Source organism: uncultured Sphingomonas sp. (assembly GCF_964244235.1).
Lineage (GTDB): Bacteria > Pseudomonadota > Alphaproteobacteria > Sphingomonadales > Sphingomonadaceae > Sphingomonas.
Genome location: NZ_CAXTII010000053.1, coordinates 1 through 19,217 on the forward strand (window position 1 = coordinate 1; position 19,217 = coordinate 19,217).

Here is a 19,217-nt window from a genome sequence, read left to right on the forward strand (position 1 = left end):
TGATCCCGCGCTCCTGCTCCTGCTCCATCCAGTCCATCGTCGCGGTGCCTTCATGGACCTCGCCGATCTTGTAGGACTTGCCGGTGTAATACAGAATACGCTCGGTCGTCGTCGTCTTGCCGGCGTCGATATGCGCCATGATGCCGATGTTGCGGTACATGCTGAGCGGATGGCTGCGGGCCATGACGTGTGTCCTTGACTTGGGTTCAGTATTTCGATGATTTAGCAGTTAGCTGATGAGAAGTTTTGCGAGTGCTACACCCGCGCCCATCAACGCCGCACCAGCTATCAAGCCTTGGGCGAGAATCAGCCAAGGGGACAACATTTTATCCCGATCTAGCTTAGACTTCTCCGCCTCAAGCTTATACTGCTCGGCCACGAGTTTGTATTGCTCGGCGTTCAATTTCTCCGCCTCGGCGCGGAGGTTGCGTGATTCAGCTTCCAACCGAGCCGACTGCCGGTTCATATCGTCTATGGACGAGTCGGGTATAGTCGCCACGATCGCTACTCCTTCCCGCCGATATAGCGCCTACCAGCGATAATGCGAGAAGGCGCGGTTGGCTTCGGCCATGCGGTGCGTGTCTTCACGCTTCTTCACCGCGTTGCCGCGGTTGTTGGCCGCATCCATCAACTCGCCCGACAGCCGTGCGGCCATAGTATTCTCGCTGCGGGCGCGGGCCGCGATGATGAGCCAGCGGATCGCCAGCGCCTGGGCGCGCTCCGGGCGAACTTCGACGGGAACCTGATAGGTCGCACCACCGACACGCCGCGAACGGACCTCGATGCCCGGCTTGATGTTGTTCAGCGCATCATGGAACACGCCGATCGGCTCGCGCTTGGCACGCTGCTCGACGGTTTCCATCGCGCCGTAGACGATCAGCTCGGCAACGGACTTCTTGCCGTCATACATGACGGAATTCATGAACTTGGACAGCACCTCGTCCCCGTATTTCGGGTCGGGAAGGATGATGCGCTTTTCGGGGCGACGACGACGTGCCATTTGATTTTCCTTACTGCTTCAGCCTGATCCGAAACCTGTCCGGGGCTTACTTTTTGAGCTGGATCCCGGCCTGCGCCGGGACAATGTCGACTCGAGCCGACATCACTTCGGACGCTTGGCGCCGTATTTGGAACGCGACTGGCGACGATCCTTCACACCCTGCGTATCGAGCACGCCGCGCAGGACGTGGTAGCGAACCCCGGGAAGATCGCGGACACGACCGCCACGGATCAGGACCACCGAATGCTCCTGGAGGTTGTGGCCTTCGCCCGGGATGTAGCTGATGACTTCGCGCTGGTTGGTCAGGCGGACCTTGGCCACCTTGCGCAGCGCCGAGTTCGGCTTCTTCGGGGTTGTCGTATAGACGCGCGTGCATACGCCACGCTTCTGCGGGTTCTGTTCCATCGCAGGGACCTTGGACTTGGCCTTCTGCGGATCGCGGCCCTTGCGGACCAGCTGGTTGATCGTCGGCATTGAAGCCTTCACCTTTCAAATGGTTACTTTGCCGGAGCCCACATGCTCCTCGAATACAAAAAGGACCATGAGGTGCGACAAGCGCGCCCACGGTCCTGGAATGCATCCAGCAATGTTCAAGCATGCCCTTCGGGGAATCCCCGTCGGGCCGGGCATGCCTATACCCATCAGGCCCGCACCGGTCAACCGGGCGTCCCGCCGGCGATCCCGTTCCTTAAGGCGACTGAAACCCGACCCTGCTACGCCGTCTGCATGACATCGACCTTCGCCTATAACAGCGTTGTCATCCGCTGTTTGACTGGCGGGACGACGCGGTCGTTGCTGCGTCCCGTCATCGGCGTCGCGACGTTGGCCGCGAGCGGTCTGGCACTGATTCTTGCGATGGCTCTGCCTGCGACGATCGATGCGGTGCTGATCGTGGGCTCCATCGGCCTCGCTGCGGAGCGATATGCCGCGACGAAGGGCGGCCCGCGGCGGGCATCGGTCAAGCGGAGCCCGGCAAACGACAACCCGTTGCGGCCCGTTCTGCCGCCTCACCTGCTTCGGTGCTAGGGTCCAAACCCGATCAGGCCAACGGTCGGGACGGAGCCAAATCTGGCGCACAGGCAGGAGCGAGGAGGGAGCGATGCCTTCGCGTCGTGACCGACGAGCGACGCCGCTGTGCGCCAGATTTGGCCCGCCGCACAGCGCACCCATCAAAGTATTGCTTTGACGGGACCCGAAAGCGGTCGCCCGGAGAGAGGCACTGGCAAGGAGCGCAGCGCAGTCGCGTGGCAGCGCCACGCGCAAGCAAGCGACGCCGCCAGTGCCTCTCTCCGGGCGATCACGACCATCGGCCTGATCGGGTTTGGACCCTAACGTCGCGCGCGAATCGGGGGGAATTGCGGATGTTCGGTGGCAAGGCAGAAAGACCGGTGCCGCGTGGCGGCGCTTTGTCGGTAATCGGCGCAGACACGGCGATCAAAGGCGACGTCACCACGACGTCCGATCTGCACGTTGACGGCGCGATCATGAGCGCCATCGATTGCGGGCAGTTGATCCAGGGCGCGTCGAGCCGGAGCGAAGGCGTCGTGACGGCAAAGACCGCCCGACTTGCGGGGATAATTAAGGGTCGATCGCCGTCGTCGCGCTCACCATAGAACGAACCGCGCGGATCAGCAGCGACGTGTCCTACGAGACGCCGGCGATCGATGCGGGTGCGCAGGTCGACGGGAAGATGGCGCACCGCGGAGAGAACAGGCCGCCCGAACCGCCGCTGCGATTGACCGGCACTAGCGACGCGGACGGTTGAGTGCCGCGAGCAATACCGGATCGAACCGTGCCGGATCCTCGACCTGCGGCGCATGACCAAGCCCTTCCAGTCGGGTGATGGTCGCGTCCTTCATCTGCCGTGCCGCGGCGGGCGCGACGAGCGGGATCGCCTCTAGGAAGCGGCGCAGATTGGCCGGCGTCTGCGCACGGCCGAACGCCGTCCGGTCGAGCGTGCCGACGATCAGCGTCGTCGGCGGCGTGATCCGGTACAGTTCATGCGCGACCGGCTGCGTCTTGACCATCTCGCTGGTCTTCGCCTGCGCCAGCGCGACGGCGTCGCGGTTCGTCCCCTGATACATGCCCGCCATCATCCAGACCCAGCGGTCATAGGCCGGCTTCCACGTGCCGTGGTAGTAATTGTCCTGCTCATACGCCTTGATCGCGGCGTAGCTGGTCTTCTTCTCGTTCGCCCACAGCGTATCGAGATCGACATAGGGCAAGCCCTCTTCGGACCGATCCTTCAGCCCGAGCGGGTTCACCAGGACCAGCCGGTCGACCATCTCGGGATACATGATCGCGAACCGCATCGCGAGCATGCCGCCCAGGGAATGCCCGACGATCGACGCCTTCAAGATCCCGCGCGATTCCATCAACCGGCGGGTCAGCGCGGCCATCATCTCGAAGCTGTATTGCGCGGCACGCGGCTTGGACGATTTGCAAAAGCCGATCTGGTCGGGAACGAGCACCCGGTAACCCGCCGCGGTCAGACTGGCGATCGTCGTCTCCCAGGTCGCGCCGCAGAAATTCTTGCCGTGCAGCAGCACGACCGTTCGGCCATTGGGGCGCGGCGGCGCGATATCCATGAACGCCATGCTCGCGGGCTGGCCGACGATGTCGACGGTCAGCATATCGACCGGATGCGGATAGGTAAAACGTTCGAGCATCGGCCCGAAATCGGGCGCGGCGGGATCGGTCGCCATCCCGGTCGCGGGGGCGACCAGAACCGAACCCGCCAGCGCAAGCGCGCCGAACACCAAATCCGCCCCGCGGACGCGTCGTCTCATCGTCTGTCCCCCGTAAGCCCCATAGCGGGCCGTCCGATCCACAGCCAACCATCATTTTAGCCGGAGTCCGAATGCCGTTTCGCGCGGCTTGCGTCTTGCTCCCGTCCGATCGTGACGTTAAGGGGCGAGGCGATAGGAGTATAGCTCAGTTGGTAGAGCATCGGTCTCCAAAACCGAGGGCCGTGGGTTCGAGTCCCCCTACTCCTGCCATCACCGCAGTCATCGGCCGGCCGGGGGTCCGCGGTGCCCGCCGCCGCCGGGGCCGCGCATCCCGCCGGGTCGCGCACGGACATGGGGGAGTTCGGCCCAGATCAGCACGCCATCCCCGTTCCGGTCGAGCAGCCTGAACCGGCCGGCCGCGGCGGCGGCGAATTCGTTGATGTCGATCCCGCGGTTCATGTTCGTATCGGCCGCGATCACCGGCTCGGGAATGTCCAGATAGCTGTAGCGTCCGGCACCCTGGCGGACGGGCTCGGTCGCTTGCGGGGTGCTGCTGCTCCCCTCACCATTCCCGCCGCCGCGCCGGCCGCCACCGCCACCGCCCATACCGCCGCCGCCGCCGTGGCCCATCCCGCCGCCACGCGAGCGGCCGCCGCCCTGGCCGCTGCCACCGCCCCGCGCTCCGCCCATCCCGCCGCTGCCGCTGCGCACCTCGGGGGCGACGACGGTCTCGTAGCGTTCCAGGTCCGCGGGATCGATCTCGCCGTCACGCCCGACGTCCAGCGTGGCGAAAAAGCGCGCCGCATCCGCCTGGAACTCCGCCAACGTCACCTGCCCGTCGTGATTGGCATCCGCACCGTCGAACCAGGCGCGCTCGGGATCGCCCGCATCGGCGGCGGCCCGGAACGGTTCGCCCATCGGGCCGAGGAACACGCGCTCGCGCGGCTGCGGCGGCGCACCGTCGGGCCTGTGCCCGCCATAGCGATGGCCATGACCGTGATCGCTGGCGCAAGCACCGAGCGCAAACGCTATGGCGATCGATACGCGACGGGCGGAGTCGAAGCGAAAGGCGGAAGGGCGGCGCATGGATGGTCTCCGGCTGAAGTCGCGAACGGGCAGCCACCCGTGTTTGCCCCGCTGTGCCCGGGCAAGCACGAATGTGTAACAGAGTGTCGCCGCTCGCCTGTCGGCCCTTGCCTCGCGACAATCGTCAGGCGATCCCGCTGAACACCATGCCGGCGGCATCGGTGCCGGAACTGTGGGCACTGCCCGTGCCATAGGTCTGCGCGGAACCGATGCTCTCGCGCATTTTCTCCAGGAACCCGATCAGCGTGTCGAGCTGCCGGGTCGCGGTGTCGGTGGCGCTGACCGCGACCATCGCCTGCGCATCGGTCAGCGTACCGCTGGTCACCTGGGCGTCGATCAGGCCGTCCGGCTTGTCCTTGAACGAGGTGCCGCTCCCGCTCGTCGTAGCGGCGGTGCCGCCGGCACCCATGGCAATCGATCCTCCGCTGCGCAGCGACCGGCCGATCGCATCCACCGCCGTCTCCATCGCGGTCCCATCGGTCCGGCTGATCGTGCCGGCCGATGCGGCCGCGGCGATCCTCGCGTCGATCCGCGCGCGCGGCGAGGGCGGCATCGGAAAACCGGGCATCGTGCTACTGATACTGGTCATGTCGCATCTCCGGCGCGGCCCCGACGAGAGTCGGCGAAGGTCATGACCTATTCTATGGAAGCTAAAACCAGGTTCAAGTATTGATCGAGCCCCGGTGCCTTTTTACGAGACTAAAATACCTGACACCATGATGAGCACTTCGTCATCGACGCGAACTCGCCCGATTTCGCCGGCCGTTGTTCGGCGAACGGAAGATCGCGACAACGCTTCGGAAACAGCGCCCCGCCACGCCACCTCCGGCACGTGCCCGGCGACCCGCCGGACCGCATGCTTGCGTTCCCCCCGTACCGGCGCTATCTGCCGCCCTCATCCGACAGCGAGGATGGTCCACACCGGGTCCCGACAGGGAAACGGTGGCGGTCCCATGCCTCGCGGAGTCGGTATCTCTCCAAGCGGGTTGGCAGGCCAGTGGCGAAGACGTCCCCAATCGAATTCATCCGACAGGTCCAGACGGAGACCAAGAAGGTCGTCTGGCCGACGCGTCGCGAAACCGTGATGACGGGCGTGATGGTCGTCGTGATGACGACGGTCCTCGCGCTGTTCTTCCTCGGTGTCGATTCGATCTTCCAGGCGATCGTCACGGCGCTGCTCAAGCTCGCACAGTAAAAGGGTTCGCGACGCATGGCGCGCTGGTACATCATCCACGCCTATTCGGGGTTCGAGGGCAAGGTCCGCGATTCGATCATGGCGGAGGCGACCCGCATGGGTCTCGACCGGCTGGTCGAACAGATCGAGGTCCCGACCGAGACGATCACCGAGGCGCGGCGCGGCAAGAAGATCGCGGTGGAACGCAAGTTCATGCCCGGCTACGTCCTCGCCAAGCTCGAGATGAACGACGACGTGTATCACCTCGTCAAGAACACCCCCAAGGTGACGGGTTTCCTGGGCAGCATGGGCAAGCCCCAGGCGATCAGCGAGACCGAGGCCACGCGGATGCTGAACAGCAAGGAAGAAGCCGCCGCGGCCCCCAAGCACAAGGTCAAGGTCGATTACGAAATCGGCGATGCGGTCAAGGTGCTGGATGGCCCCTTCGCCAGCTTCAACGGCACGGTCGAGGAACTGGATTTCGACAAGTCGAAGGTGAAGGTCTCGGTCTCGATCTTCGGCCGCGCGACCCCGGTGGAACTGGACTTCGAGCAGGTCGAGCGCTCTAAATAACGCCGCCATGGCACGCGGCGAGAAACTGCTTGAACGGATGCGTCGCAACCCGCGATTGGCATATCGAGGATGTCTTGCCAGTGTGCGATGCGTTCGCCATCGATTGTGATCGTCCGTCCGGCGGCTCGCGCTACGGCGTCGGCGATCCGACCCGGCAACGGCATCTCACCGTACCTTTCGCGCGCCCCATCAAGCCTGTATATATCCGCGTACTGGTGCAGTTCATCGATGATGTTCGCGTCGCCAGGGAGGACCGGCGACATGGGCAATGGACAAGGCGCGTACAAGGTGGTCATCGAACCATTGTCTGATGACGATGGCGGCGGCTTCCTGGCGACCGTTCCGGAACTTCCGGGCTGCATGTCCGACGGCGACACGCGGATCGAAGCACTGGCCAATATCGAGGACGCGATCGAGTCGTGGCTGCACAGCGCGCGGAAAATGGGGCGGCTGGTCCCGATGCCCGGGTTTCACCGCGCAGCCTGAAAATGCCGTTGAGAGCAACGATCAGACAAGCACATCGCTCACCCCCGCCCCTTCAAGTCCCGCATCCGCCATCCCCCGAACAACGCCACGTCCGGATGGTGCGCCGCTCGTCCCGACGCCTTGCTCCACCCCGCCACCTGATCGAGCGCGGGGAGTGCGGGTGGCGTCTCGCCATCCTTCGGCTGGCGCGCCCGCGCCTCGGCGCGTGCCGCCTCGATCAGGCGATATTCCTCGCGATCCCGTTCCAGCCGCAACTCACCCAGCAGCGTCAGGCGGATCGCCTCGACCTCCGGTGACTCGCCGCGACGTCGGCGCATCGGTTCGGGCGTGCCGCCCAGCCGCGCTTCCTTCTGGTGGAGATACAGGAGTTGCAGCGCCTGGGCCGGGCTCATCGGCGGGATCGGCGCGGGTTCGTTGTGCCGCCAATCGGACCGTTCGTGGCTCTCGATCGCCCAGCCCGACAGCAGCGCGCATTCGATCCGCTCATATCCTTCCGCAAGCGCGAGGCGCCATTCGCGCTCGAACCCCGGATCGCGGCGGCGGCGGCGGTAGAACGCCGCCTCCGCGGTGCCGACCGCGGCAGCGGCGAGGCGGACATTGCACGTCGCGGCCAGCGCGCGCAGAAACGCCTGTTCGCACGCACGGGTAAGTTTGCCCGGCTGCGCGCGGCGGACCTGAAGGCCGCCGTCGGCACGGCGGATGACGACCGGTTCGCCGCCCCGCGTGCGATTCGGGTCCGTAGCGCTGGTCACAGCGACGGGACGCGCCGGGCCGCCGCGGGCCAGCCGCGCCTGCGCGGTCGCGAGCGCCGCGTCCCAGGCTTGCGCGAAGGCGGGCTGGACGCGGCGGCGATGCTGTATGGTGCCATAAGCGATATCGGTCCTGCGCGCCGCTTCGCGCGCGTTGCCGGTGCGGCCGAGCGCGGCGAGGAAGACGCGGTTCTGGAGCGCTTGTGCGCGAGTGAAAGCCCTCGGCATGGCAAACCGGTCCGACAGCTTTTCCAACATTGCAAGACCGCGTTGCCGGAGGCCGGGCAAGACATTGGTAACCATGATCCCCTAGCATCCGGCGATGCCGCCGCCGCTACCGATCCCCGGCCTTCCCCACCGGACGACGCGCCGCCGGGACGCGATCGTTGGCGCGGGCGTCCTGATCCTGTCCGCGCTGTTCCTGTTCGGCGGCCCCGCACGCCCGATCGTCCTGTGGGACGAATCGCGCAACATCATCAACGCGCTGGAGATGGATCGCCGCGGTCTCGGCGTCGTCACGACCTGGCGCGGTGCGCCCGACCTGTGGAATACGAAACCGCCGCTGATGATCTGGCTGATGGTCGGCAGCGTCAGGCTGTTCGGCGCGTCGGTCCTGGCGTTGCGGCTGCCGGGGATGATCGCGACACTCGGCACGATCGCGGTCGTCATGGCGTTCGTGCGGCGGACGACGGGATCGATCGCGGCGGGCGCGCTGGCGGCGGCGTTCCTGGTGGCCAGCCCGGCACTGTTCGGCGAACATGGCGCCGGGACCGCGGATTACGATTCGCTGCTCGTGTTCTTCGTCACCGCATACCTGGTGCTGCTGTTCGGTGCGATCCACCGGGCGCGGCCGATGGTATCGACGCTCGTGCTCGCGGGGGGATGCGTCGTCGGCGCCATGCTGACCAAGGGCGTCGCCGGGGCGATGCCGGGGCTCGGGGTCGGCACGTATCTCATGCTGACACGCCGTCTGCCCCGGATCGCCCAGTGGCGATACGGCGCGATCGGCGCGGCTATCGCTGCTGCGGTGCTCGTGTTCCTGACCGTGCGGGAGGTGGCCGCGCCCGGCTATCTCGCCGCAAGCTGGCATAACGATGTTGCCGGACGTCTGACCGATTCGCTCGTCGGGGCGCGCAAGCCCCCGACTTTCTATCTCGCCATCCTGTGGGCCGGGTATTTCTCCGCGCCGCTGCTCCCGATCGTCGCGCCCTTTGCATGGCGGGCCATGCCGGGGCGGGCGCGCGCGGTGTCGCGCTACGGCCTGTGCATCGTCGGCACCCTGCTGGTCACGACGACGATCGCGGCGTCGAAGCTGCATCATTACATCCTTCCCGCCATGCCGTTCATGGCGATCGTCGCCGCGATCGTGTTGCGCGCGATCTGGCGGGGCATCCGTGCGGACCGCGATACGGTCGGCATCGCGCTGGCGATCGTCGGGGTCCTGTGCACTGCGCTCGCGATCGAACGCGGCGTGGTGCAGCGTTATGTCGTCGATCCGCGTTACGAGGGCGCGGCGTCGGGGCGGTATGGCGCGCTGTTCGATCGACTGGCGGGGCAGCCGCTGCCGATCGTCGCGGTCGATCCGGGTTTCGCCAATCATGGCGATCCGCATTACACGCCGGTGCTGCATGCCTATCGGCTGTTGTGGCGGCGGCGGCGGGTGCGGATCGGCTGGGCGACCGGGCCGGGCGACCGTCACGCCGGGCCGGCGGTCCTGGCCAGCTGCGACCCGCCGACCGCGGCGATGCTGCTTCGGCGAGGGGCGGACATCGGGCATGTCGCGGGCTGCGCTGCGGTGGTCGGCCGCTAGACAATCGGCGCTATGTCCGCTATCGGCCCGCGCTTCCACGGCATCGGCTTCGGAAATATCGCGGGAGGGTGCGTTTGCGCGTGCCCGTTCGGACCGCTCGACTTGATCGGGGCCTCACCGCCCCTCGAAAGAGAGTGACATGGCAAAGAAGATTACCGGTTACATCAACCTGCAGGTTGCGGCGGGCGAGGCGAAGCCCGCGCCGCCGATCGGGCCGGCGCTCGGGCAGCGCGGCGTGAACATCATGGAATTCTGCAAGGCGTTCAACGCCTCCACGACGGAAATCGCCAAGGGGACGCCGATCCCGACGAAGATCACGGTCTATGCCGACCGCAGCTTCTCGTTCGAGACCAAGACGCCCCCCGCCTCGTTCCTCATCAAGCAGGCCGCCGGGCTGAAGTCGGGCTCGAAGGAGCCGGGCAAGGTCTCCGCGGGCAAGATCGCGCGCAGCAAGCTGAGCGAGATCGCGCAGACGAAGATGAAGGATCTGAACGCCAACGACATCGAAGCGGCAACCCGCATCATCGAAGGCAGTGCCCGCGCGATGGGCCTCGAAGTGGTGGAGGGCTGAGATCATGGCATTCGTCAGCAAGAAGCAGAAGGCCGTGACGGTCGACACCCTCAAGCTGCACGGCGTCGACGCGGCAATCGCGCTCGCTCGGTCGGGGGCCACCGCGAAGTTCGACGAGACGATCGAGGTCGCGCTGAACCTGGGCGTCGATCCGCGTCACGCCGACCAGATGGTCCGCGGCGTGGTGACGCTGCCCAAGGGCACCGGCAAAACCGTCCGCGTTGGCGTATTCGCACGCGGTGCCAAAGCCGAGGAGGCGCTGGCCGCAGGGGCCGACGTGGTCGGTGCCGAGGATTTGATGGAAACCATTCAAGGTGGAACGATCGATTTCGATCGCTGCATCGCGACCCCGGACATGATGGGTATCGTCGGTCGCCTGGGTAAGGTGCTTGGTCCGAAGGGTCTGATGCCGAATCCGAAACTTGGCACGGTGACGATGAACGTCACGCAGGCGGTCAAGGACGCCAAGGGCGGCCAGATCGAATACCGCGTCGAAAAGGCGGGCATCATCCACTCGGGCATCGGCAAGGCGTCGTTCCCGGCGGAGGACCTGCGCGCGAACTTCGACGCGCTGATCGACGCAATCGTCAGGGCCAAACCATCGGGCGCGAAAGGCAAATACGTCCAGAAGGTCGCGATCTCGAGCACGATGGGTGCGGGGATCAAGGTCGATACCACGGAAGTCGCCGGCGCATAGCCGCACTCGCCAGTGACGCCGGTGACGAGACGGTGTTCGCCGGGCAGCGCGGCACGCAGCGACTAACGGGAACGGAATTCATTTCACCCCTATTTTCGCGTCATACAACAGGGCCGGGTTCGCCCCCGGCCCTGTTGCGTTCCCGTCGTCATATTTACGCAACGGCGGTGATGCGCCGCGGCCACACCCATCATAAAATTGTAACCTAGGCTGCCCGGCCGGTTAATGTTGGGTTAGAAGACCCGCAGCCATCTATGATGTTCCTTCGTCAGAGAATTCGCCGTGTACGTGCCGCCATCATCGACCAGCCCTTGGGCGACCCCACCCCGCTCCCCATCGCGCGCCGTCGTGCCGCCGCGAACCTCAGGCTCGGCGGCGCTTCGCTGGCTGATCGGCGCAGTCGCTTCAAGCACAATCCTGCTGACGATCGCACTCGTCGAAACGGGTTTGCGCGTGCAACTTACCGCCTGGGATACACTGCCATATTACGCGGCGGTCATGATCGCGATCCTGTTACGGACCGCGACGCGCGGGACGGCCCGGCCGGTGCTTCGGCGGGTCACACGGTGCGCCGAATATTATACGTTTTTCACGTTCATCGTCCTGCTGGGCGCGATCGCCAGTTATCCGGTGGCGGCTGCAACACACGGCTTCGTCGATGAAGGGCTCGCGCGGTTCGATACGCTGCTGCATTTCGACTGGATGACCTGGTACCGCGTCGTTGTTATGCACCCGGGGCTGCAGCGGATCGGACGGATGGCCTATGAAAGTATCTACTGGCCGCCCGTGATACTGCTTGGTTATTATGCCTGGACCGAGCGCGACCGCGATGCCTGGCGGTTCATGTCGCGCTTCTGGGTCGCTGCCATTCTGACGCTTATCGTCTTCCGCTTCATGCCGGCGATCGGCCCGCTCGCCTATCTATGGCACGGGCCGGTGCCGTACATGCCCGAAAGCGCTTTGTGGCAGCCGGAACTCATCCCGCCACTACGCCTGCACGCGATGCACCTGATCGACCTGGGGACGCTGCGCGGGCTCGTTTCCGCGCCCAGCTTCCACACCGCGGCGGCGGTGTTGTATATCGTCGCGGCATGGCCGATCCGCGGGCTGCGCGTACCGCTTATCCTGCTGAACGGGGCAATGCTGCTGGCGACACCCGTCGAGGGCACGCACTATCTGACCGACATGCTGATCGGCGCGCTTGTCGCCGGCTGCGCGGTCGGGCTGCACGACTGGATGGCTCATGTCCGCCCCGTCCCGCGCTTCGTGCTTGCGATGGGTTTGACCGCATAATCAACTTTGGGTTGATTGTGCGGCGCGTTCGGCTATAGGCGCGCCCTTGCCCGGCAGGTTCTGCCCGCCGGGCTGCCGTCCGAGACAGTGGGTGCCGGGGATTTGCCCGGCTTAATCTCCCGCCGAGACGGGGACAGGATTTCCGCCGGTCACGCCTCGTCGTCGATCGGCCTGCCGCTCGTATCCGCGGGCGTCTGCCCTTCCCCATCGTTGGACAACCGGTGCCGGGTTTCCGTCGCCGGACTGCAACCGGGCGTGGTCGAAATGGCTGCGCTCATGAACGGAGAATGGCATGGATCGTGCTCAAAAGGCCGCAGCCGTCGCCGAACTCAACCGCACCTTCTCCGAGGTGGGCGTGGTGGTCGTCACCCGCAATCTCGGCATGACCGTCGCCCAGTCGACGGACCTGAGGACGAAGATGCGCGCGGTCGGCGCGACGTACAAGGTCTCGAAGAACAAGCTTGCCAGGATCGCGCTGGACGGCACCGACTATCTCTCGATCGGCGATATGCTGACGGGACCGGTCGCGCTGGCTACGTCGCCCGACCCGGTGGCCGCCGCCAAGGTAGCCGTCGAATTCGCGAAGACGAACGAGAAGTTCGAAATCGTGGGCGGTGCGATGGGCGCGACCGCGCTGGACGTGGAGGGCGTGAAGGCGCTCGCCACATTGCCCTCGCTGGACGAACTGCGGGCAAAGATCGTCGGTCTCATCGTGGCACCCGCCACGAAGCTGGCAACGATCACGCAGGCTCCGGCGGCGCAACTCGCGCGCGTGTTTTCGGCTTATGCCGAGAAGGAAGCCGCCTGAGTTTCAGGCAAATCGAGACCGACGACAACCGATGGGCCAAGCGCCCGCAGATAAAGGAATAAAACATGGCAGATTTGAACGTGCTGGTTGACCAGCTTTCGGCGCTCACCGTCCTCGAGGCGGCCGAGCTTTCCAAGATGCTCGAAGAAAAGTGGGGCGTTTCCGCTGCCGCAGCCGTTGCGGCACCTGCCGCCGGTGGCGGCGCTGCTGCGCCGGTGGTCGAAGAGCAGACCGAGTTCGACGTGATCCTGACCGGCGACGGTGGCAAGAAGATCAACGTCATCAAGGAAGTCCGCGCACTGACTGGCCTGGGCCTGACCGAAGCCAAGACGCTGGTCGAGTCCGCTCCGAAGGCGGTCAAGGAAGGCGTGAACAAGGCCGAGGCCGAGAAGGTCAAGGCTCAGCTGGAAGCCGCCGGCGCGACGGTGGAACTGAAGTAAGCCACAGCGGGAGATACGGGCCATGCTGGCCCGCACTTCCGCCAGGCCGGCAGGTAGCGCTAGCGATCCTGTCCGACGTCATGGGATTTACTCCCGTGACGGCTCGCCAACGAGAAGGGGCCACCGCAGCGATGCGACCGCCCTTTCTCGTTGGCCTACCCCTTGCCCAGCAACGCGACCCCACGCTGATCCGCAATAAATCGCGCGATCCGCACCTGAATCGCCGCCAGCAGCGCAACCATTATCCCCACGATCACGGCATCGAGCACCAGCGCCGGCCAAAGCAGCCCTGCGCCCTTCCCCGCCGGCCATCGGTTCAGCATCTGGTGCGCCGCACTGAACGGCAGCCGCGCGACGAATATCAGCAACAGCGCCCAAGGATAGAACCAACCCGTCGCTCGCGCCGATCGCAGCGGGCCATAGGCATGCGTCCCCATCGCCGCGTTGGCGTACCAGAGCATGAGCAACGGTTCGAGCAACTGTTGCCCGCTGGCGGCCACGAAGCGGAGCGCCATGACCCGGTCCTCGCCGATCCCGAACAACGCCAGGATCCCCGCCGCGTAGATCACCACCGCAGCGATCACTGCCTGGAATGCCGCGACGCCCAGATAGCGGCGGCCCGCATGGCGCGAGGGACGCATCGCCTCCACGGTATCGCGCGTGACGAAATAGCGCGTCGCGAAGAAGTCCAGCGCGAACACGGCTGCCATCTTGGTCCAGCCGAAGCCGAGCCGGACCGCGTCCATCGAGGCGGCCTTGCGATCGGCTGGCACCGGCCCGAACATGCCGACCTTCACTTCCACGACATGCTGGATCAATTCCACCGCGACCATCGCAGCGATCAGCAGCGGCAGCCGCCGCGCAAGTTCCGCGGTGTCGCGAAAGGCCCCGCCCCAGGTCGCGAAGAATGCCCGTATCATTCCCTATCCTCTTCAACAAACGTCAGAACATCGCCCGGCTGACAGGCGAGTGCGCGGCAGATCGCCTCCAGGGTGGTGAACCGCACCGCCTTGGCCTTCCCGGTCTTCAGGATCGACAGATTGGCGAGCGTGATATCGACCGCCTGCGACAATTCGGTCAGCGTCATGCCGCGCTCGGCCAGCATCGCGTCCAGCGTGACGATGACGGGCATCAGATCGTCGCCTCGATCTCGGCGCGCATCTCGACCCCGATCGCGAAAACGCGGGCGAGAACGAACGGCATCGGGACCGCGATCCACCCCCCGATCGACGGTTGCCAGCCGATCGTGTCGATATGGCGCAGCGTCATCCAGCCGTTCAGCAGCCCGGCCAGGAGATCGAGCAGCTGCATCGCCAGCAGCGCCCAGCCGATGACCCGCAGGCGCTGCGCGTTGGCAATGGTGAAGGGATCGCCCGCTCGGACCGTGGCGATCACCCCCAGCAGTCGCGTGAAGATGAGGTGGGCGGGACAGCCGACCGCGATCCCGAGCAGCAGCAGCAGCCGGAGGCCGATCACGATGGGTTCGACCGGTTGGCTTTGATATTTGTGCGCGAGGTGTGCCGACAATGGGCCAGCGAGCGCCATCGTCAGTATCAGCGCGACGGCCGAAACCACGACGAAAACCCAGTTCAGTCCGTTCAGCGTCCGAAGCACGCCCTGACACATCCGCAACACGCGATCGTCACGACCCATCACTGCCCCCTTATCGTTTATCGATGCGTATATCGATAAACGATAAGCATCAATGCGTCAGGCGATGTAGGGATGTCCCTGCGCCCGCGCGGCGACCTGATCGTGCATCCGGAGCGGTCCATCCAGCCAGAAGGGCGCAAGCTTGGCGGAATCGACGCGTTCGATGCCGACGATGAAGGCCTGCCCGGTTCGCCCCGACGTGCCCACCGCATCCGCTGCGTAGCGGACGTCCATCGCGACCAGGGGTACGAACATCAGACGCCCCCCGGCCTCCATCGAGCGGACCGCCTCGCGCGACAGGGCCGCGACGGCGCGGACGCGGCGTTCCTCGCCCGGGGCGAGCGCGAAGGGCGGGGACGCGGGGCGCCCCGTCGGCGGCGCGGCGAACGTGGCGTCGAGATCGGTCTGTTGTGCGGCGTGCGCGGACAACATGGTGGCGTGGATGCGTATCTGCGCGGCCGGCGCGTCGCCGACATTGGTCACGACGACTTCGGCCTCCACCACGGCGCTGAGCATATTGAGCCCGGCGCGTAACGGGCGAAGCGCCATGTCGATGCGGGCTCGGGGGCCCGCCGGTGTCGGTGGTGGGGGCGCGACGACCGGGACGGGCGCGATCGGTTCCGCCTCGATGACTGCCGGGGCGCGACGACGGGAGAACGCCCATGCCGCCATCGCCAGCAGCACCGCCAGCCCGGCACCGATCGCCATCCAGGGCCAGGTTGTCCGGTTGTCGGTATCCGGAACCGGGCTCGCTGCGACGGAGGGGGTTGCGACGGGCGTCGTTGTCGCGCTCGGAACAGGAACCGGCACGGCCGTCGGCGATGACGTGGGCATCGGCGTCGGGCGATCCGCGGGCGTCGGCGTGGCGGACGGCGTGCGCGGCTCCTTAAGTATCCGTCTGGGCGCGGGCGTCGGAGCAGGCGAAGGTTGCGCGGTCGCTGCTGCGGTCGGCGATGCGAGCGCGGTCGGCACGCCCAGCACGGGGCCGGTCGGGACCGGTACGGGGACTTGCGTCGCCATCGGCGTCGGCGTCGCGATGACCAGGCCCGGGATGGTGCGCGGCGCCTCCTGCGGGGCCGGCACCGTCTGCGCGATCGCGTTGCCCGTGAACAGCGTCGTCGCGGCGAGGAGCAGGACGGCCCCTCCCCCCTTATTCTGGTTATCGTTCATCCCGTCGCCGAAGCCCATCGCGCCGCCCGCGCCTATCCGCGCTGCGGTGAAGCGAGCCGCAGCGGCGATGGGGCGAAGCGTGCGCCCTCAGGGTTTGACAGTGCGCCACCCCCCGCCTATATCCGCGGCTCGCCACAGTTTCGGGAAACGACCTGCCGTCGCGCAGCGGGTCGATCGAATGGGAACCTGGTGATCATGACGCCTTCAGCCGCCGCATCCGATGCGCGCGGCTTTTGGGCGTATCTCCGCGCCCGGTTTTACCGGAAACAGCGAAGCGGGCGGCGGCCCGGTCGTATATTTTTGCGCCTATCATCTTATAGGGACGAACAGTTCATGGCGACCAAGGCGATCGACAGCGGCACCAGCCGCCGGCCCGAGCAGATCACGGCCAAGCGGCGCATCCGCAAGGTCTTTGGCAACATCCACGAAGTGGTGCAGATGCCGAACCTGATCGAGGTGCAACGCGAAAGCTATGAGCAGTTCCTCCGCTCCGACAAGTCGATCGGCCATGTCTCCGGCCTCGAGAAGACGCTGCGTAGCGTCTTCCCGATCCAGGATTTCGCGGGCACCGCCTATCTCGATTTCGACGATTACGTCCTCGAGCCGCCCAAGTTCGACGTCGAGGAATGCCGCCAGCGCGGTATCACCTATGCCGCGCCGATGCGCGTTACGCTGCGCCTGACCGCATTCGAGGTCGATCCGGATACCGAGGCCAAGTCGGTCATCGATATCAAGGAGCAGGACGTGTACATGGGCGACATGCCGCTCATGACCGAGAACGGCACCTTCTTCATCAACGGCACCGAGCGCGTCATCGTCAGCCAGATGCACCGGTCGCCGGGCGTCCTGTTCGACCATGATCGCGGCAAGACGCACGCGTCGGGCAAGTATCTCTTCGCCGCGCGCGTCATCCCCTATCGCGGCTCGTGGCTCGATTTCGAGTTCGACGCCAAGGACATCGTCAACGTCCGCATCGACCGGAAGCGCAAGCTTCCGGTGACGGCGCTGCTCTACGCGCTGGGCATGACGTCCGAGGACATTCTCAACCAGTTCTACAACCAGGTCAGCTACGTCCGTGGCCAGGGCGGCTGGATCATTCCGTTCGATCCCGCCAACTGGCGCGGCGTGAAGCCGCTGTTCGACATTGTCGATGCGAAGACGGGCGAAGTGGTGTTCCCGCTCGGCCAGAAGATTTCCCCGCGCGCGGCGAACAAGTCCGCGAAGGACGGTCTGACCGAATTGCTGATCCCGACCGAGGAAATCTACGGTCGCTACTCGGCCTATGACCTGATCAACGAAGCCACCGGCGAGATTTATATCGAGGCGGGCGACGAGATCGGCGCGGACAATCTGGAGAAGCTCGACAAGGCCGGGATCGAGCGGATCGAACTGCTCGACATCGACCATGTCTCGGTCGGCCCGTGGATCCGCAACACGCTGAAGGTCGACAAGGCCGAGGAGCGCGAACAGGCACTGTCGGACATCTACCGCGTGATGCGCCCCGGCGAGCCGCCGACGCTGGAGACCGCGGAAGCATTGTTCGCCGGGCTGTTCTTCGATCCCGATCGCTACGACCTGTCGGCGGTGGGTCGCGTGAAGCTGAACATGCGCCTCGACCTCGATGCCGAGGACACGGTGACGACGCTTCGCACCGAGGATATCCTTGCGGTCATCAAGACGCTGGTCGGCTTGAAGGACGGCCGCGGCGAGATCGACGATATCGATAACCTCGGCAACCGGCGTGTGCGGTCGGTCGGCGAACTGCTGGAGAACCAGTACCGCGTCGGCCTGCTGCGCATGGAGCGTGCGGTCAAGGAGCGGATGTCGTCGGTCGATGTGTCGACCGTGATGCCGAACGACCTGATCAACGCGAAGCCCGCGGTCGCCGCGGTGCGCGAATTCTTCGGCTCGTCGCAGCTGTCGCAGTTCATGGATCAGACCAACCCGCTGTCCGAAGTGACGCACAAGCGTCGCGTTTCGGCGCTCGGACCGGGTGGGCTTACCCGTGAGCGTGCGGGCTTCGAAGTCCGCGACGTCCACCCGACGCATTACGGCCGCATCTGCCCGATCGAGACGCCCGAAGGCCCGAACATCGGCCTGATCAACTCGCTCGCCAGCTTCAGCCGCGTGAACAAATACGGCTTCATCGAGACGCCGTACCGCAAGGTCGTCGATCACAAGGTGACGGACGACGTCGTATATCTGTCGGCGATGGAGGAGGCCAAGCACACGATCGCGCAGGCGTCGGCCGAGCTGAGCGGCGATGGCGGCTTCACCGAGGAGCTGGTGTCGTCGCGTCAGGCGGGCGAATTCCTGATGGCGTTGCCCGACAACGTCACGCTGATGGACGTCAGCCCCAAGCAGCTGGTGTCGGTCGCCGCGTCGCTCATCCCGTTCCTGGAAAACGACGACGCCAACCGCGCGCTGATGGGATCGAACATGCAGCGCCAGGCGGTGCCGCTTGTCCAGGCCGAGGCGCCGTTCGTCGGCACCGGCATGGAAGAGACGGTGGCGCGCGATTCGGGTGCGGCGATCGGGGCGAAGCGCGCCGGTATCGTCGACCAGGTCGACGCCAGCCGCATCGTGATCCGCGCGACCGGTGAGGTCGATGCGGGCAAGTCCGGCGTCGATATCTACACGCTGATGAAGTTCCAGCGATCGAACCAGTCGACCTGCATCAACCAGCGTCCGCTGGTGAAGGTGGGCGACGTGGTCGCGGCGGGCGACATCATCGCGGACGGTCCCTCGACCGAGTTCGGCGAGCTGGCGCTGGGGCGCAATGCGCTCGTCGCGTTCATGCCGTGGAACGGATACAACTACGAGGATTCGATCCTGATCTCCGAGCGGATCGTGAAGGACGACGTGTTCACGTCGATCCATATCGACGAGTTCGAGGTGATGGCCCGCGATACCAAGCTGGGGCCGGAGGATATCACCCGCGACATCCCGAACGTCGGCGAGGAAGCGCTGCGCAACCT

25 protein-coding genes and 1 tRNA gene are annotated in these 19,217 nt (G+C 65.7%); 14 read left to right on the forward strand and 12 right to left on the reverse strand.

What is annotated here, in order from left to right:
* The 4 genes from ACFE7D_RS09765 to rpsL form a co-directional block, all read right to left on the reverse strand.
* Positions 1-184: GTP-binding protein (locus ACFE7D_RS09765; RefSeq protein WP_375395235.1), on the reverse strand; the 184-nt coding region annotated here is incomplete at its 3' end.
* Between the two features lie 45 nt (positions 185-229).
* The gene (locus ACFE7D_RS09770; protein ID WP_375395236.1) at positions 230-466 is read right to left on the reverse strand and encodes a hypothetical protein; all 237 of its coding nucleotides are present in this window, start codon (positions 464-466) and stop codon (positions 230-232) included.
* A gap of 63 nt (positions 467-529) precedes the next feature.
* A complete protein-coding gene (rpsG, locus tag ACFE7D_RS09775) occupies positions 530-1,000 on the reverse strand; it encodes a 30S ribosomal protein S7 (protein WP_174287294.1) in 471 nt (156 codons plus the stop codon).
* Positions 1,001-1,102: 102 nt separating this feature from the next.
* On the reverse strand, positions 1,103-1,474 hold the full coding sequence (rpsL, locus tag ACFE7D_RS09780) for a 30S ribosomal protein S12 (protein ID WP_019516007.1): 372 nt from the start codon (positions 1,472-1,474) through the stop codon (positions 1,103-1,105).
* Between the two features lie 42 nt (positions 1,475-1,516).
* Here rpsL and ACFE7D_RS09785 point away from each other — a divergent pair, with 42 nt between their 5' ends.
* From ACFE7D_RS09785 to ACFE7D_RS09795, 3 genes are all read left to right on the forward strand, one after another.
* On the forward strand, positions 1,517-2,026 hold the full coding sequence (locus ACFE7D_RS09785; protein WP_375395237.1) for a hypothetical protein: 510 nt from the start codon (positions 1,517-1,519) through the stop codon (positions 2,024-2,026).
* Positions 2,027-2,361: 335 nt separating this feature from the next.
* The gene (locus ACFE7D_RS09790; protein WP_375395238.1) at positions 2,362-2,613 is read left to right on the forward strand and encodes a polymer-forming cytoskeletal protein; all 252 of its coding nucleotides are present in this window, start codon (positions 2,362-2,364) and stop codon (positions 2,611-2,613) included.
* 26 nt (positions 2,614-2,639) lie between these two features.
* Complete coding sequence (locus ACFE7D_RS09795) at positions 2,640-2,765, forward strand: hypothetical protein (RefSeq protein ID WP_375395239.1); 126 nt, start codon at positions 2,640-2,642, stop codon at positions 2,763-2,765.
* Here ACFE7D_RS09795 and ACFE7D_RS09800 read toward each other — a convergent pair.
* Positions 2,746-3,789 carry an alpha/beta fold hydrolase gene (locus ACFE7D_RS09800; RefSeq protein WP_375395240.1) on the reverse strand — a complete coding sequence of 348 codons (1,044 nt, stop codon included), beginning with the start codon at positions 3,787-3,789 and terminating at the stop codon, positions 2,746-2,748. The two genes, ACFE7D_RS09795 and ACFE7D_RS09800, sit on opposite strands and share 20 nt — an antisense overlap.
* 134 nt (positions 3,790-3,923) lie before the next feature.
* Here ACFE7D_RS09800 and ACFE7D_RS09805 point away from each other — a divergent pair.
* Positions 3,924-3,999: transfer RNA gene (locus ACFE7D_RS09805), tRNA-Trp, on the forward strand.
* Positions 4,000-4,008: 9 nt separating this feature from the next.
* Here the strand turns inward: ACFE7D_RS09805 and ACFE7D_RS09810 are convergent.
* Together ACFE7D_RS09810 and ACFE7D_RS09815 are read right to left on the reverse strand one after the other, a co-directional pair.
* A complete protein-coding gene (locus tag ACFE7D_RS09810; protein WP_375395241.1) occupies positions 4,009-4,815 on the reverse strand; it encodes an EF-hand domain-containing protein in 807 nt (268 codons plus the stop codon).
* 124 nt (positions 4,816-4,939) lie between these two features.
* A complete protein-coding gene (locus ACFE7D_RS09815; protein ID WP_375395242.1) occupies positions 4,940-5,404 on the reverse strand; it encodes a hypothetical protein in 465 nt (154 codons plus the stop codon).
* A gap of 408 nt (positions 5,405-5,812) precedes the next feature.
* Between ACFE7D_RS09815 and secE the strand changes: the two genes are divergently transcribed.
* The 3 genes from secE (at position 5,813) to ACFE7D_RS09830 (ending at position 7,048) form a co-directional block, all read left to right on the forward strand.
* Positions 5,813-6,010 (forward strand): preprotein translocase subunit SecE, encoded by a 198-nt coding sequence (gene secE, locus ACFE7D_RS09820; protein WP_375395243.1) that lies wholly within the window; start codon positions 5,813-5,815, stop codon positions 6,008-6,010.
* 15 nt (positions 6,011-6,025) lie between these two features.
* Positions 6,026-6,562 carry a transcription termination/antitermination protein NusG gene (nusG, locus tag ACFE7D_RS09825; RefSeq protein WP_375395244.1) on the forward strand — a complete coding sequence of 179 codons (537 nt, stop codon included), beginning with the start codon at positions 6,026-6,028 and terminating at the stop codon, positions 6,560-6,562.
* A 261-nt stretch (positions 6,563-6,823) separates the two neighbouring features.
* The gene (locus ACFE7D_RS09830) at positions 6,824-7,048 is read left to right on the forward strand and encodes a type II toxin-antitoxin system HicB family antitoxin (protein WP_375395245.1); all 225 of its coding nucleotides are present in this window, start codon (positions 6,824-6,826) and stop codon (positions 7,046-7,048) included.
* 38 nt (positions 7,049-7,086) lie between these two features.
* Here ACFE7D_RS09830 and ACFE7D_RS09835 read toward each other — a convergent pair whose 3' ends face one another.
* Positions 7,087-8,025 (reverse strand): hypothetical protein, encoded by a 939-nt coding sequence (locus ACFE7D_RS09835; RefSeq protein WP_375395246.1) that lies wholly within the window; start codon positions 8,023-8,025, stop codon positions 7,087-7,089.
* A 94-nt stretch (positions 8,026-8,119) separates the two neighbouring features.
* Here ACFE7D_RS09835 and ACFE7D_RS09840 point away from each other — a divergent pair, with 94 nt between their 5' ends.
* The 6 genes from ACFE7D_RS09840 to rplL all read left to right on the forward strand — a co-directional run bounded on the left by ACFE7D_RS09840 (position 8,120) and on the right by rplL (position 13,416).
* Entirely contained in the window at positions 8,120-9,607 is a 1,488-nt protein-coding gene (locus tag ACFE7D_RS09840) for an ArnT family glycosyltransferase (protein ID WP_375395247.1), read from the forward strand.
* A gap of 139 nt (positions 9,608-9,746) precedes the next feature.
* Positions 9,747-10,178 carry a 50S ribosomal protein L11 gene (gene rplK, locus ACFE7D_RS09845; protein WP_375395248.1) on the forward strand — a complete coding sequence of 144 codons (432 nt, stop codon included), beginning with the start codon at positions 9,747-9,749 and terminating at the stop codon, positions 10,176-10,178.
* A 4-nt stretch (positions 10,179-10,182) separates the two neighbouring features.
* Positions 10,183-10,875 (forward strand): 50S ribosomal protein L1, encoded by a 693-nt coding sequence (gene rplA / locus ACFE7D_RS09850; RefSeq protein ID WP_375395249.1) that lies wholly within the window; start codon positions 10,183-10,185, stop codon positions 10,873-10,875.
* 348 nt (positions 10,876-11,223) lie between these two features.
* Positions 11,224-12,168: a phosphatase PAP2 family protein gene (locus tag ACFE7D_RS09855; RefSeq protein ID WP_375395250.1), complete on the forward strand. Its 945-nt coding sequence runs from the start codon at positions 11,224-11,226 to the stop codon at positions 12,166-12,168.
* Positions 12,169-12,460: 292 nt separating this feature from the next.
* Positions 12,461-12,976: a 50S ribosomal protein L10 gene (rplJ, locus tag ACFE7D_RS09860; protein WP_375395251.1), complete on the forward strand. Its 516-nt coding sequence runs from the start codon at positions 12,461-12,463 to the stop codon at positions 12,974-12,976.
* A 65-nt stretch (positions 12,977-13,041) separates the two neighbouring features.
* Positions 13,042-13,416, forward strand: coding sequence for a 50S ribosomal protein L7/L12 (gene rplL / locus ACFE7D_RS09865; protein WP_375395252.1), 375 nt, complete (start codon positions 13,042-13,044; stop codon positions 13,414-13,416).
* A gap of 155 nt (positions 13,417-13,571) precedes the next feature.
* Here the strand turns inward: rplL and ACFE7D_RS09870 are convergent, their stop codons facing one another.
* From ACFE7D_RS09870 to ACFE7D_RS09885, 4 genes are read right to left on the reverse strand one after another with little or no spacing between them, the layout of a single operon-like run.
* A complete protein-coding gene (locus tag ACFE7D_RS09870) occupies positions 13,572-14,336 on the reverse strand; it encodes a hypothetical protein (protein WP_375395253.1) in 765 nt (254 codons plus the stop codon).
* Positions 14,333-14,548, reverse strand: coding sequence for a helix-turn-helix domain-containing protein (locus tag ACFE7D_RS09875; RefSeq protein WP_375395254.1), 216 nt, complete (start codon positions 14,546-14,548; stop codon positions 14,333-14,335). Before ACFE7D_RS09875 ends, ACFE7D_RS09870 begins: the two co-directional genes overlap by 4 nt.
* Entirely contained in the window at positions 14,548-15,069 is a 522-nt protein-coding gene (locus tag ACFE7D_RS09880; protein ID WP_375395255.1) for a DUF2975 domain-containing protein, read from the reverse strand. Before ACFE7D_RS09880 ends, ACFE7D_RS09875 begins: the two co-directional genes overlap by 1 nt.
* Positions 15,070-15,126: 57 nt before the next feature.
* Positions 15,127-16,239, reverse strand: coding sequence for a hypothetical protein (locus tag ACFE7D_RS09885; RefSeq protein ID WP_375395256.1), 1,113 nt, complete (start codon positions 16,237-16,239; stop codon positions 15,127-15,129).
* A gap of 333 nt (positions 16,240-16,572) precedes the next feature.
* Here ACFE7D_RS09885 and rpoB point away from each other — a divergent pair.
* On the forward strand, positions 16,573-19,217 hold a 2,645-nt coding region (gene rpoB / locus ACFE7D_RS09890; protein ID WP_375395257.1), incomplete at its 3' end, for a DNA-directed RNA polymerase subunit beta.